The organism is Comamonas odontotermitis (assembly GCF_020080045.1).
Lineage (GTDB): Bacteria > Pseudomonadota > Gammaproteobacteria > Burkholderiales > Burkholderiaceae_C > Comamonas > Comamonas odontotermitis.
Map to the genome: position 1 here is coordinate 4,057,560 of NZ_CP083451.1, position 12,052 is coordinate 4,069,611.

The 12,052-nt window shown below is 61.4% G+C and carries 12 protein-coding genes; 8 read left to right on the forward strand and 4 right to left on the reverse strand.

Annotation, left to right across the window (positions count from 1 at the left end):
* Window positions 1–64: 64 nt before the first annotated feature.
* The 3 genes from LAD35_RS18615 to LAD35_RS18625 are packed head-to-tail and all read right to left on the reverse strand — an operon-like array spanning window position 65 to window position 1,774.
* Entirely contained in the window at window positions 65–352 is a 288-nt protein-coding gene (locus LAD35_RS18615; RefSeq protein ID WP_224150426.1) for a helix-turn-helix domain-containing protein, read from the reverse strand.
* Window positions 349–1,290, reverse strand: a complete 942-nt coding sequence (epsC, locus tag LAD35_RS18620; protein ID WP_224150427.1) for a serine O-acetyltransferase EpsC — start codon at window positions 1,288–1,290, stop codon at window positions 349–351. The genes LAD35_RS18615 and epsC overlap by 4 nt, the downstream gene beginning before the upstream one ends.
* 10 nt (window positions 1,291–1,300) lie before the next feature.
* A complete protein-coding gene (locus tag LAD35_RS18625; RefSeq protein ID WP_224150428.1) occupies window positions 1,301–1,774 on the reverse strand; it encodes a rhodanese-like domain-containing protein in 474 nt (157 codons plus the stop codon).
* Between the two features lie 334 nt (window positions 1,775–2,108).
* Between LAD35_RS18625 and LAD35_RS18630 the strand changes: the two genes are divergently transcribed.
* From LAD35_RS18630 to LAD35_RS18665, 8 genes are all read left to right on the forward strand, one after another.
* The gene (locus tag LAD35_RS18630; protein ID WP_224150429.1) at window positions 2,109–2,654 is read left to right on the forward strand and encodes a hypothetical protein; all 546 of its coding nucleotides are present in this window, start codon (window positions 2,109–2,111) and stop codon (window positions 2,652–2,654) included.
* Between the two features lie 201 nt (window positions 2,655–2,855).
* On the forward strand, window positions 2,856–4,187 hold the full coding sequence (locus tag LAD35_RS18635; protein ID WP_224150430.1) for a dicarboxylate/amino acid:cation symporter: 1,332 nt from the start codon (window positions 2,856–2,858) through the stop codon (window positions 4,185–4,187).
* Window positions 4,187–5,125 (forward strand): amino acid ABC transporter substrate-binding protein, encoded by a 939-nt coding sequence (locus tag LAD35_RS18640; protein WP_224150431.1) that lies wholly within the window; start codon window positions 4,187–4,189, stop codon window positions 5,123–5,125. Before LAD35_RS18635 ends, LAD35_RS18640 begins: the two co-directional genes overlap by 1 nt.
* Before the next feature lie 205 nt (window positions 5,126–5,330).
* Window positions 5,331–6,215, forward strand: coding sequence for an HlyC/CorC family transporter (locus tag LAD35_RS18645; RefSeq protein WP_224150432.1), 885 nt, complete (start codon window positions 5,331–5,333; stop codon window positions 6,213–6,215).
* Window positions 6,216–6,326: 111 nt separating this feature from the next.
* A complete protein-coding gene (gene lnt / locus LAD35_RS18650; protein WP_224150433.1) occupies window positions 6,327–7,913 on the forward strand; it encodes an apolipoprotein N-acyltransferase in 1,587 nt (528 codons plus the stop codon).
* Window positions 7,914–8,235: 322 nt separating this feature from the next.
* Window positions 8,236–8,760 (forward strand): bifunctional 3-hydroxydecanoyl-ACP dehydratase/trans-2-decenoyl-ACP isomerase, encoded by a 525-nt coding sequence (gene fabA, locus LAD35_RS18655; protein WP_184704072.1) that lies wholly within the window; start codon window positions 8,236–8,238, stop codon window positions 8,758–8,760.
* Window positions 8,757–9,977, forward strand: coding sequence for a beta-ketoacyl-ACP synthase I (gene fabB, locus LAD35_RS18660; protein WP_224150434.1), 1,221 nt, complete (start codon window positions 8,757–8,759; stop codon window positions 9,975–9,977). Before fabA ends, fabB begins: the two co-directional genes overlap by 4 nt.
* 118 nt (window positions 9,978–10,095) lie before the next feature.
* Window positions 10,096–11,354 (forward strand): IS3 family transposase gene (locus LAD35_RS18665; protein WP_396022762.1). Its coding sequence is split into 2 segments (ribosomal slippage): window positions 10,096–10,444 and window positions 10,444–11,354, totalling 1,260 coding nucleotides; the frame shifts between segments, so codons are not numbered across the junction.
* A 99-nt stretch (window positions 11,355–11,453) separates the two neighbouring features.
* On the opposite strand, the gene LAD35_RS18670 is transcribed toward LAD35_RS18665, so the two are convergent.
* Window positions 11,454–12,044, reverse strand: coding sequence for a hypothetical protein (locus tag LAD35_RS18670; RefSeq protein WP_224150436.1), 591 nt, complete (start codon window positions 12,042–12,044; stop codon window positions 11,454–11,456).
* Window positions 12,045–12,052: the final 8 nt, after the last annotated feature.

Below are 12,052 nucleotides of genomic sequence, written 5' to 3' on the forward strand. Positions count from 1 at the left end.
TGAGGGATGCCGAAATTGTTGGCGAGCGCCTTGCCGCGCTCAACCGGCTATAGCCGCCAAGTGGCTAAACAGTGGCTGGCGCCTGGCTGCAGAGGTGCTGAATCTGTGCGGACCGCGCCAGGTAATGCTGGTGCAGGGTTTCGCCGCGCTGCACCAGGGCGGACTGCGCCAGATCCATGGCACGCGCCAGCTTGCCCACGGTGGCCAGCGATACCGCCACCCGGCCGCGCTCCACCTCGCCAACGTAGGAACGGTTCAGATCCGCGCGCGCCGCCAGTTGCTCCTGCGACCAGCCCAGCGCCTCGCGCGACTGGCGCACAGCCAGCCCGAAATGGTGGGAAAAACCATTCATAGCGCCGCCTCCGCCGCCAGCCGCACGCGCCGCTCGGCCTGGGAGACCGCCTGCGCCTGCAGCGAGGCCTGCGTCACGCTGGCGCCTGGCGGCACATCCTGCGTCAGCCACACATTGCCGCCGATCACGGCCCCCGCGCCCAGTGTGACGCGCCCCAGGATCGTGGCGCCCGCATAGATCACCACACCGTCTTCCACCACCGGGTGGCGCGGCAGGCCTTTTTGCAGGTGACCCTGCGCGTCCTGCTCAAACCGCTTGGCCCCCAAAGTCACCGCCTGGTAGATACGCACCCTGCGGCCGATGACGGCGGTTTCGCCGATCACGACGCCGGTGCCATGGTCGATGAAAAAGCCCGCGCCGATCTGCGCGCCCGGGTGGATGTCGATGCCGGTTTCACTGTGCGCCAGCTCCGCCACGATGCGGGCCAAAAGCGGCAGGCCTTGCTCGTAGAGCTGGTGCGCGAGGCGGTGGTGGATAAGCGCCAGCACGCCGGGATAGCACAGCAGCACCTCATCGACCGTGCGCGCAGCGGGGTCTCCCTCGTAAGCAGCCTGTACATCGGTGTCGAGCAGATGCCGGATGCCGGGCAGCGCCAGCGCAAACTGGTGCGTCAGCCCATGGGCCTGGCTGGCCGCTTCTGCCAGGTCGCGCCTGCCGTAGCGCAGCTCCAGTGCAATCTGTGCCTGCAGGCCATGCAGGGCGGCATCCAGCGTATGCGCGACGTAGTAGTTTTCACTCTCTTGCAGCAGATCATGCGGCCCCAGCCGCATGGGAAACAGCACACCCTTGAGCTGGGCCACTACCTGGGCGAGTGCATCGCGTGAAGGGAATTCACGCCCGCCCGGCTCCTGCGTGCGCTGGTGCGCCTGGCGCCATTGCTGGCGTGCCTGGGCCAGCGCTGCGCTGACTTCGTCTATGGGAAAAGAACTGGTCGTCATGGCACGCTCCTCAATCCTGCACCCAGGGGAGGTGGTGAAAGCGCCAGCCATCGCTGCCGCCACGGTGCTGCGTGGCGTCGATCCCGCCTTCAAATCCTTCCAGCACATTGAACACCTGCGTAAAACCCGCTGCAGCAGCCGCCTGCGCCGCGAGGACCGAGCGCTTGCCACTGCGGCACAGCAGCAGGGCGACGGCCTCCTTCCCGCCATGCGCCGCGAGTCTGGATTCCAACTCGCGCACAAAACGGGGATTGCGCGTCAGCGCCGTACCGGTAGCCCAGGGCACATGCACGCTGCCGGGTACATGGCCGACAAACTTCAGCTCTTCCGCAGAGCGCACATCCACCAGCACCGCCAAGCCCTGCTGCACCAGTTGCCAGGCCTGTGTGGGCGATACGCCTCCGGCGTAGCCCAGCCCTTGCAACTGCGCCTGCTGCCAGGCGGCTTCCAGAGCGGGCGGGAGAGAGATTTCCAAGGTAGTCATCGCAGGAGCCTTTTCATTCGAAAGATGGGTATAGCCACCAATTTAGGCGTCGGCCTACAAATCAAAAACGAATAAAAACAAGCTTGCTAATGAAATTTTCGCATATTCAGCCATGAGCGGATGCGCCTCTGGCCTCTAGCTTCCACTACGGAATCGGTCTATATTGAAACCACGGTTCAGAGGAGGTCCCTCAACGGGCCACCACTGCACTTACATGCCGCGCTGCGCTTCCGAAATGAAGCAGGAGCGGAGTCACCCAGGGCTGCAATGCCCGCCGCAAGTGCGCAATACCGTGCCTGCGGCCAGGCAAGACAGCCACCACAAGGAGACCACCATGGCTGTCATCACGCATGCAAACCCCCACGCCTCCATGCAAACCGCGCCACAGGGTCGGCACGCGCATTTCAGTGCGCGGCGCGTTTGCCTGGGCGTCCTGCTGCTGTGCATCGGCATTGCGGCGTTGGCCCTGCCGCTGGTGCGCGATGCGCTCAATCTGGTTCAGGCACAGGCGCACTGGAAGCCTCTGGAGCATTGGCTCGCCCAGGCGCCCATGGCCAGTTGGCTGATGATGTTTGTCTGGGGCACCCTGGTGCCGGCATCGCTGCTGGTGATGCTGCGCTTTCACCGCAATGTGCTTGGAGTGCTGGCGGCGCTGGCCTTTGCTGTCGTGGCCGTGGTCTGGTACGTGCACATGCCGCAACAATCGCAATGCACGGCCTTGTACAACGACAGTCTGTGGTGCGCCGCCATCGCCTGGGGCTACAGCCTGAGCCTGGGCATTGCCAATGCCGTCTATCTGTTTGCCCTGGTGATGCTGCTGCTCGGCGGTATCAGCTTTGCCGCCATGCCCAAGGACGATGAGGACGAAAGCCCCGCCTGAGAAAGCCGCTCAAGAGCCCTGCAAGCAATGCTGAACAGCCAGCGCTGTCCTCCATGTGCCACGGCCTCTGCAGCGTTAAAGGCAGTTTATATAACCTAGGTCAACTAGGTAAAAACCGAGGGGGGAGAAGATGGCTGGCCGCCATGGCATGGATGTAAGCTATGCATTGAAAACAATCGATAGCAAAAAAGGATTATTACCATGGCTTCAGCAGCGGGCAAAAAAGGCATCCCGGTCGCGTTCCTGATCCTGGGCGCGATGGTACTGGGCATCTTGATCGGCTACCTGATCTACATCGAGTTCCCCGACAAGGGCGCCGCAAAGGATATTGCGGGCTACATATCCATCGTCTCCGATGTATTCCTGCGGCTCATCAAGATGCTGATCGGCCCGCTGGTGTTCTCGACCCTGGTCGTCGGCATTGCACACATGGGCGATGCAGCATCGGTGGGACGGGTGTTCCTGAAGGCCATGCTGTGGTTTGTCACAGCCTCCCTCGTATCTCTGGTGCTGGGTCTGGTGCTGGCCAATGTGCTGCAGCCCGGCCACAACCTGGGCCTGCCGCTGCCCGATATCGGCGCCTCCGCCAATCTGGCCACCGGCAAATTCACGCTGAAGGAATTTGTCAATCATCTGATTCCCAAATCCTTCGCCGAGGCCATGGCCAACAACGAAATCCTGCAGATTGTCGTGTTCTCGATGTTCTTTGGCGTGGCACTGTCCGCGCTGGGCGAAAAAGGCAAGACCCTGGTGGCTGCGATTGATGAACTCTCGCATGTGATGCTCAAGATCACCGGCTATGTGATGAAACTCGCTCCACTGGCAGTGCTGGCGGCCATGGCCGCCACCGTGGCGGTGAACGGCCTGGGCATCCTGCTCAAATTCGCCGTGTTCATGGGCGACTTCTACCTGGGCCTGTTCCTGCTGTGGGCACTTCTGGTGAGTGCGGGCTTTGTATTCCTTGGCCCACGCATTTTCAAGCTGATTGTGCTGATCAAGGAAGCCTTCATGCTGTCGTTTGCCACCGCCAGTTCCGAAGCGGCCTATCCCAAGATCCTCGACGCACTCGACCGTTTTGGCGTCAAGCGCAAGATTTCCAGCTTCGTCATGCCGATGGGGTACTCGTTCAACCTCGACGGCTCAATGATGTACTGCACCTTTGCCACCTTGTTCATTGCACAGGCCTATGGCATTCATCTGCCCATGTCCACGCAGATCACCATGCTGCTGATCCTGATGCTGACGTCCAAGGGCATGGCAGGCGTTCCGCGCGCTTCGCTGGTGGTGATTGCCGCAACGCTCAACCAGTTCAACATTCCGGAAGCTGGCCTGCTGCTGATCCTGGGGGTCGATACCTTCCTCGACATGGGCCGCTCGGCCACCAATGCGGTGGGCAACTCCATCGCCTCCGCCGTTGTCGCCAAGTGGGAGGGCGAGTTGCTGCCCGAAGCCGAAGCCGCCGAACTGGCCCGCAAGCTGGATGCCGAGGCGGCCCTGGCGGCCCATCCCCTCCCCACACCGGACGTCGCCTGATGATGCGCGCGGTGATACGCTCCATCTCCAGACTATGCCGGGTGCGCCCCTGGTTGCTGCTGCTGGCGCTCGCGCCGCTGGCTGCCAGTGCCCAAGCACCAGCCGCCCCGGTGGCGCTGACGGGTACTCTGGCCAAAGTCCACCAGAAGGGCGAGGTGGCCCTGGCCTACCGGGACAGCTCGGTGCCGTTTTCGTACCTGGATGCACGCGGAAAGCCCATTGGCTACTCCATTGAGTTGTGCAAGGCAGTGGTTCATGCCATGGAAGTGGCCGTGCACAAGCCGCTGGCCATCCGCTGGGTGCCCGTGACCTCGGCCACACGCATGGACGCGATCACCAGCGGCCAGGCCGACCTGGAATGCGGCTCGACCACCAGCAACAAGGAACGCCAGCAGACCGTGGCGTTTTCGCCCACCTTTTTTGTCTCGGGCACCAAGCTGCTGGTCAAAAAGGGATCGCCAGTGCGCGACTACATGGGACTTTCTGGCAAAAAAGTGGCCGTGACCGCAGGTACCACGAACGAGAAGACCATGCGCGACCTCTCCACCCGTTTTCAGTTGAACCTGCAGATCATGTCCATGCGCGACCATGCCGAGTCCTTTGCGCAGGTCACGAGCGGCGCAGCCGATGCCTTTGCCACCGACGACGTGCTGCTCTACGGCCTGGTGGCGCAAACGCCGGGAGCCCGCGAGCAGTATGCCGTCGTCGGCGATTTCCTGTCCTACGACCCCTACGGGCTGATGTATCGCAAGGGCGACGCCCCCATGGCGCAACTGGTGACGGAAGCCTTCCAGGCGCTGGCAGCCGATGGAGAGATCGAACGCCAGTACAACCGCTGGTTTCTGAAAAAGCTGCCGACCGGCCAGACCCTGGGCCTGCCGATGAGCCCCCAGCTCAAGATCATTCTGGAAAGCCTGGCGGCCACGCAAGGCGAATAGGACAGAAAAAAGACAGAAGCAGGACAGGGTCACTCACCGATCAATAGCAACCTACACCCTGCCAGCGTGCGCTGGCAGCTCAAATTACCTCAACCCGGGCGGCGCGGAAACCTGGCCACTGCAATCAACAGCGAAATCGGAGGAATTTTTCAATCCGTTATGCTGGCAGCTTGTTTCACTACCGCACGTCCTGCATTCCAAGACAGTGTCAGACCCCCATCCTTCGCGATTCCCTGACAAGGAAGACAAAAAAACCTTTTTGCAAAAGGTGGTGGAGTTCATCCACCCGGCGCCAGATTCACCCGATGAACTGATCGAAACCCTGGCCGAAGCCGAAAACAACGATGTAATCAATGCCGACTCGCGCGTCATGCTGGAGCGCGTGATCCGGATGGAGGACATGACCGCAGGCGACGTGATGGTTGCCGCGACGCGCATGGACCTGGTGGACATCGACTCCGATTTTGAATCGGTGCTGCACACCGTCATCAACACTGCGCACTCGCGCTTCCCAGTCTTCCAGGGTGAGCAGGAAAACATCATTGGCATCCTGCTGGCCAAGGATCTGCTCAAGCTCCAGCGCTCGCCCCAGCTCAATATCCGCTCCCTGCTGCGTCCGGCAGTGTTCGTACCGGAAAGCAAGGGACTCAACGATCTGCTGCGCGAATTTCGCGGCAACCGCAACCATCTGGCGATCGTCATCGACGAGTTCGGCCGCGTGGCCGGTCTGGTCACGATCGAAGACGTGCTGGAACAGATCGTTGGCGAGATCGAGGACGAATTCGACCTGCCCGAGGAAGAAGGCGATATCTTTGCGCTGGCCGACGACACCTTCCGCATCTCCGGAGACACGCCGGTCGAGCGTGTGGCCGACGCGTTCAAGGTCACGCTGGAGAGCAGCGACGCCGACGAATCCTTCGAAACCATTGGCGGCCTGATCGCTCATGAACTGGGCCATGTGCCCAAGCGCGGCGAGCACATCATGCTGGGCGGCCTGCACTTCGAAGTGCTGCTGACCAAGGGCGGCGCCGTACGCTGGTTCCGCGTGCAGCGGGCTGCGCCCGTGTCAGACCCCGAGGCAGATGCCTGATCACGGCGCACAGCCCAGGCGCCATACGCATCGCGTATAGTGCGCAAGGCGGCAGCAGACGGTGACGTCGCTGCCGTTTTTGTTTTGACGTAACCCCATTGCTGCCCTACCGTGCCCGCATCCTTTTCGCTGTATGAGACGCCGCGCCGCTTTCCGTGGCTTTTCCTGTTGCTCTCCATCGTGGCCGGGGTGCTGCAGGCCTGGTCGCTGGCCTGGCCGTGGCGGCTGGACGGGTATGAAGCCTGGTATGGCCAGCCCCTGTGGTGGCTGCAGATCGTGTCGCTGGCCGCATTGCCGGCCATGCTCAGCCGCCAGCAGCGCGCCTGGCATGGGGTGCTGCTGGGCTGGGGCTTTGCCACGGCATGGCTGTGCGCCACCTTCTGGTGGCTGTTCATATCGATGCACGTCTATGGCGGATTGGCTGCCCCGCTGGCGGTATTGGCCGTTCTTGCACTGGCCGCGTTTCTTGCAAGCTATTACGCCGCAGCCTGCGGACTGTTCGTCGCCTATAAGGGTGAGCGCCTGACCCGCGCCGTACTGCTGTTTGCCGCGTTATGGCTGCTGGGCGAGCTGGCTCGGGGGCAGTGGTGGACCGGCTTTCCCTGGGGGGCGGGTGGCTATGCCCACACCGATGGCCCCCTGGCGGGCCTTGCGCCTTTTGTCGGGGTGTACGGCATTGGCGCGGCGGCAGCGGCCATCGCCGTGGTGCTGGGCGGCCTGCGGGCACGCCATGCATTCCAGTGGCAAAGCTATGCGGCTGTGGCCCTGTTTGCAGCAGCGCTGTGGATAACCCATCAACCGCAACAGGATTCCGCCACCGGCACCAGCCGCCCGCCCGTCTCTGTCGAACTGTTGCAGGGCAATATCTCCCAGGGTGAAAAATTCCAGCCCAGCTCAGGCATTCCGCAGGCGCTCAGCTGGTATGCGGAGCAACTGAAGGCCAGCCAGGCCGATATGGTGATTGCGCCGGAAACCGCCATTCCAGTACTGCTGCGCCAGACACCGGACAATTACTGGCCCGCACTGCAAGAGCGCTTTTCCAGCGGCAGGCAGGCCGCATTGATTGGCGTGCCACTGGGCGATTTTGAAGTGGGCTACACCAATTCGATGGTGGGCCTGGCGCCCGGACAGCCTGCCGCCTACCGCTATGACAAGCACCATCTGGTACCGTTTGGCGAGTTCATTCCGCCCATGTTCCGCTGGTTCACCGATCTGATGCAGATTCCGCTGGGCGACTTCAACCGGGGGGGCATGAACCAGCCATCGCTGGCCTGGGCGGGCGAACGCTGGGCACCCAACATCTGCTATGAAGACCTGTTTGGCGAAGAGCTGGCCACCCGCTTTGTCGATGCAGCCGCTGCGCCCACCATCCTGGTCAATGCCAGCAATATCGCCTGGTTCGGCGGCTCGATTGCGATTGACCAGCATCTGCAGATCAGCCGCATGCGCAGCCTGGAGCTGGCGCGCCCGATGATTCGCGCCACCAACACCGGCTCCACAGCCATCATCAACCACAGGGGCCAGGTAGAGCATGCCCTGCCCCACCAGACCCGCGCCGTGCTGCAGGCCCAGGTACAAGGCGTGGATGTCCCCCCCACCCCATTTGCGCGCTGGGCCGGTCATTTTGGCCTGTGGCCGCTCTGGCTGGCAGGCTTTGTGGTGCTGGCAGGAGCCATGCTGACGCGGCCACGCCAGTGATTAACCCCGCAGCACCCGGGGTACGCGAGATCGCCGATGATGACGGCAACTGCATGCAGATGCATGCCGCACTGCCAGAACATGCGCCGTGCATGTTGACTTTCTGGCATCTTCAGGGCTGGCAAGCATCAAATGTAAGTGCTGTTAAAAACGACCAAAGCGTGCTTTTTTTCGACATAGCACAGTGCAGTCCACGGCTATGTATGGCTGCATTTGCGCGATAAAGCTGGATAATGGATAGCGGCAGTGTTTAGCTGCCGTCCGGGAAAAGCGGCCCATGACTGCGCCCCGGATCCCTGGAGTTGGACTGACTGGATATTCAATGGCTGAATCTTTTTCCTATGAGCAACTGATCGCCTCTGGTGAGGGCAAGTTGTTTACCCCCGAAAGTGGCCGTCTGCCACTGCCGCCGATGCTGATGTTCGATCGCATCACCCATATTGACGAGAACGGCGGCGCGCACGGGCTGGGAAAGATTGTGGCGGAGCTGGATGTCAATCCGGAACTGTGGTTCTTCAAGTGCCACTTTCAGGGCGACCCGGTCATGCCGGGCTGCCTGGGGCTGGATGCCATGTGGCAGCTGATCGGTTTTTACCTGACCTGGCTGCGCCTGCCGGGCCGCGGCCGCGCGCTGGGCGCGGGCGAAGTGAAGTTCACCGGAGAAGTCGGCCCCGACGTGAAACTGGTCACGTACGAGATCGACATCAAGCGTGTGATCAAGCGCAAGCTGAACATGGCCATCGGAGATGCACGCCTGCTGGCCGATGGCAAAGAAATCTATGTAGCCAACGATCTGCGCGTGGGCCTGTTCCTGCGTGACGGTGACGGCAAGGAAAACGCAGCATGAAGCGTAGGGTGGTCATTACAGGGGCCGGTATCGTCTCCTGTATCGGTGTGGGACTGGAAGCCGTGGAGACTTCGCTGCGCGAAGGGCGCTCCGGCATCCAGCACATGCCTGTGTTCAAGGAACTGGGCCTGCGCAGTCAGGTGGCCGGCATTCCACAGATCAATGTGGAAGAGTTCATCGACCGCAAGCAACTGCGCTTCATGGGCGATGCAGCCGCCTACGCACAGATCTCGCTGCAACAGGCGATCGAGCAAGCGGGCCTGAAGCCTGAACAGATCAGCCACCCACGCACCGGCCTCATCATGGGCTCGGGCGGAGGCTCGCCCGCCAACCAGATCGAAGCGGCCGATACCCTGCGAGAAAAAGGCATCCGCCGCGTCGGCCCCTACCAGGTCACACGCTGCATGGGCTCGACCGTGTCTGCCAACCTGGCGACCAATTTCAGAATCAAGGGCATCAATTACTCCATCACCTCGGCCTGCTCCACCTCGGCGCACTGCATTGGCGCAGCCGCGCAGCAGATTGCCTGGGGCATGCAGGATGTGATGTTTGCCGGCGGCGGTGAAGAGCTCTCCTGGGGCCTGGCACTGCTGTTTGACGGCATGGGTGCCATGTCCAGCAAGTACAACGAAACGCCTGAAAAAGCGTCGCGCCCCTACGATGCCAACCGCGATGGCTTTGTCATCGCTGGCGGCGGCGGCGCACTCGTTCTGGAGAGCCTGGAGCACGCCCAGGCGCGCGGCGCCAATATTCTGGGCGAGATCGTCGGCTTTGGCATCTCCTCCGATGGCGAAGACATGGTGGCGCCTTCCGGCGAAGGCGCCGTGGCGGCCATGCAGCAGGCCATCGAGGGGCTGGATGGATCCATCGATTACATCAACACCCATGGCACCTCCACGCCCGTGGGCGACGTGCCCGAGCTGCACGCGATCCGCAAGGTGTTTGGCAACCGGATTCCGCCGTTCTCCAGCACCAAGTCGCTCACCGGCCACTCGCAGGGCGCCACTGGCGTGCAGGAAGCCATCTACAGCCTGATCATGCTGATGAAGGGCTTCATCGCAGGTTCTGCCAATGTCGAAACGCCTGACCCGGCCGTGGGCGATATGCCCCTGGTCACCAAGGCACGCATGGCCGAGCTCAAGCAGGTGCTCTCCAACAGCTTTGGCTTTGGTGGCACCAATGCCTGCCTGGTACTCAAGCGCTGGGAAGCTGCCTGAGCCGCACCATCGCCTGCTAGGCACTTGCAAGAAAAGCGCCTTCGGGCGCTTTTTTCATGGGCTTTGACCCGTCCTGAATTGGGTTGACACCTTTCTGAAGAACAGAAAGGAAAGTCAAATGGAACAGTGGGTTAAGAGAACGCAACGGGACTACACGCTGGCTTTTAAACTCGCAGTAGTCGATCAAGTAGAAAGAGGTGAGCTGACCTACCGGCAGGCCCATGAGCGGTACGGAATCCAGGGCGCCTCAACTGTACTGGTGTGGCTTCGCAAGCACGGACGGCAGGACTGGAAAGCTGCATCATCAAGGGGCAAAGGATTACAGAAGATGCCTGAATCGCCCAAGCTGCTGACTCCAGAGCAGCGCATCAAGGAGCTGGAAGTGCAACTGAAAGAAGCCCGCGAGAAAGCGGCCTTCTTTGAAGCGGTAGTGAACGTGCTCAAGCGCGACTACGGAGTCCAAGTCACAAAAAAGCCTGCGGGCAAGTCCTCACGCAAAAGCTCGTCAAAGGGTTAAGCGTCACGAGGGCTTGCCGCTACATGGGAATCAGCCGCCAAGCGCACTACAAGCGCCTGGTCTGCCAGCGTGCACGCAGCGAGCGGGACAAGGCGGTGGTGGAGTTGGCCAGTGAAGAGAGGCGCCATCAGCCACGCATTGGCACGCGCAAACTGCTGCACTTGCTCAAGCCGCCGCTTGAACAGGCGGGAATCCAGATCGGGCGCGATGCACTGTTCGTTGTCCTGCGCCAAGCACGCATGCTGGTGCTGCCACGGCATGCGTACCACAAGACCACCAATAGCCATCATCACTACCGCAGGCACCCCAATCTACTCAAGGAGGGCCCGACCAAAACAGTGGCAAGTGGTTGTGAGCAGCTATGGGTCGCTGACATCACGTATCTACCCACCAAGGAGAAGACTGCCTATCTGAGCCTGGTGACCGATGCCTACTCGCGCAAGATCGTGGGCTGGCACGTGCACGATAGTCTGGAGACCAAGCAGGTCAGCCAAGCGTTGAAGATGGCACTGCGTCAGCGGCGAACAGATCAGCCGCTCGTACACCACTCTGATAGAGGTGTTCAGTACTGCTCGGCTCAATACCAGCGCATCCATGCACGCAACCGCATCACCTGCTCCATGACCGATGGCTACGATTGCTACCAAAACGCTCTGGCTGAGCGGGTCAATGGAATCCTCAAGATGGAATACTTGTTGCAACGACCTGCCGATCTCTCGCAGGCCCGCACCATGGTGGGCGAATCGGTACGGCTGTACAACGAGCGTCGGCCGCACCTGTCCCTAAAATACAAAACGCCCGATGCAATACATCGGGCGTCTCTCGCCAACCAGCTTGGGCTGGAGATTAGTCGCGAATAGGTGTCAACCTATGACAGGACGAGTCACTTTTTATCGAGTTTCTATTATTTTTATAGCTATTGGCGCCCATCAGCCAAGCGCCAGCTGCCATTTTTGATTCTAGGTTTGCATGCGCAAGGCATACACCCAGACTACGAGGTGCGCCCAGGTGAGCAGATACAGCAAACGATTGAGCCGCTGCGATGGCGCGCCATAGGCCTCGCTGCCGTAGATGCGCTGCTTCAGCTCTGGCGTCAGGTGCAGGAAATCAAACAGGCCCATGGCCGGCTCCTGCCCGATGGAGCTGGGCGAACGAGCCTGCATGTACTGCTGCCACCAGCTGCGCAAAACGGTATCGCCCGCAATCACATGGCGCACCAGGCGCGATTCGATGAGCAGCCACACCACAAGAATGGCAGCGGCAATCGGCAATGCCACCACCAGCAGCGGGAGCCTGCCCTGCCATGCGCTGGGCAACAGGATCAGATAGTCGCTCACCACCAGCAGTCCGGCTGCGCACAGCAGCAATACCCGTCGCAGAATACCCGTCAGGTTGCGCCGGTAGACGGGTGTGCCAATGGGGATGTAGCGCACCATCGCATGCGCACCCGCGTGGTCGATCAGCCAGAACAGGGCACACAGGCCGCTTCCGGTCAGCAAGGCCTGCAGCCAGGGCTGCGTCTGAATCTGGACAAGCAGTGAACTCCACACAGTCAGCG

Coding starts and splice junctions, on each gene's coding strand:
- LAD35_RS18615 (WP_224150426.1), bottom strand. CDS start 352: ATGAATGGTTTTTCCCACCATTTCGGGCTGGCTGTGCGCCAGTCGCGC.
- epsC (WP_224150427.1), bottom strand. CDS start 1,290: ATGACGACCAGTTCTTTTCCCATAGACGAAGTCAGCGCAGCGCTGGCC.
- LAD35_RS18625 (WP_224150428.1), bottom strand. CDS start 1,774: ATGACTACCTTGGAAATCTCTCTCCCGCCCGCTCTGGAAGCCGCCTGG.
- LAD35_RS18630 (WP_224150429.1), top strand. CDS start 2,109: ATGGCTGTCATCACGCATGCAAACCCCCACGCCTCCATGCAAACCGCG.
- LAD35_RS18635 (WP_224150430.1), top strand. CDS start 2,856: ATGGCTTCAGCAGCGGGCAAAAAAGGCATCCCGGTCGCGTTCCTGATC.
- LAD35_RS18640 (WP_224150431.1), top strand. CDS start 4,187: ATGATGCGCGCGGTGATACGCTCCATCTCCAGACTATGCCGGGTGCGC.
- fabA (WP_184704072.1), top strand. CDS start 8,236: ATGGCTGAATCTTTTTCCTATGAGCAACTGATCGCCTCTGGTGAGGGC.
- fabB (WP_224150434.1), top strand. CDS start 8,757: ATGAAGCGTAGGGTGGTCATTACAGGGGCCGGTATCGTCTCCTGTATC.